This window comes from Ewingella sp. AOP9-I1-14, from assembly GCF_052375995.1.
In the GTDB taxonomy this organism is placed as follows: Bacteria; Pseudomonadota; Gammaproteobacteria; order Enterobacterales; family Enterobacteriaceae; genus Ewingella; species Ewingella allii.
Map to the genome: position 1 here is coordinate 1 of NZ_JBQSVA010000041.1, position 973 is coordinate 973.

Here is a 973-nt window from a genome sequence, read left to right on the forward strand (position 1 = left end):
TGTGGTGGGCCCAACACCTTTCAGTTCCATTAACTGCTGGCTGCGATGATCTGTTTTGGCCACACGAGATAATACCCTGTCATATTCGGCGATTTTCTCTTCAATATTAGTGACATGTGTCAATAGATCATCAATGCACAGCCTAACCTGTACTGGCAGAGTTTCCTTCTGGTCAGAAACAACATGACGCAGAGCATCAGTGCTTTGTGGGGCAATAACCCCGAATTCAGATATCAGGCCCCGAAGACGGTTATACGTTGCTGTTCTTTCCTGGATAAATCCCTGTCTTGTCCGATGTAAGCATTGCATTGCCTGCTGGCTTTCGTCTTTGACTGGTACAAAGCGCATATGCGGCCGCTGCACTGCCTCACAAATAGCTATTGCATCAGCTGCATCATTTTTCCCGGTCTTACCCGCCATGCGATAGGGTGAGACAAATTTCGGAGCCATCAACCGGACATCATGGCCATACTGCCTGAATAATCTTGCCCAATAGTGGGCACCCGAGCAGGCTTCCATTCCAATGACACAGGGAGGTAAACCTGCGATGAGTTCAGAAAGTGCTGCACGCGACACCTTGGGTTTAACCAGAACAGCTTTACCATTTTGGTCAATGCAGTGAACAGCAAACACATTTTTAGCAAGATCGATACCGACAGTGGTGATGGTCATAACGAATCCCTCTGGGTCAATGTTTATCCTATGATTGCACGAAAGTTAATCAGGCGCATATCTAGGGGAAGTCCCTTCCATTCGTTAAGCGTTTTAAGCTAACGGGTGATTTCGTTCCATTGAGCGCGAACCCCTGACCGTAAGGGATGTACGAAATGATCCGGCTGTCCGTTAATGGTTTTGCTTACTTTCGGACATGGGTGATGCTGCCAACTTACTGATTTAGTGTATGATGGTGTTTTTGAGGTGCTCCAGTGGCTTCTGTTTCTATCAGCTGTCCCTCCTGTTCAGCTACTGACGG

General features: G+C 47.6%; 1 protein-coding gene. It reads right to left on the bottom strand.

Going from position 1 to position 973, the window contains the following annotated elements; translation table 11 throughout:
* On the bottom strand, nucleotides 1-672 hold a 672-nt coding region (locus tag ACT3RT_RS23075; protein ID WP_153931999.1), incomplete at its 3' end, for an IS110-like element IS5708 family transposase.
* Nucleotides 673-973: the final 301 nt, after the last annotated feature.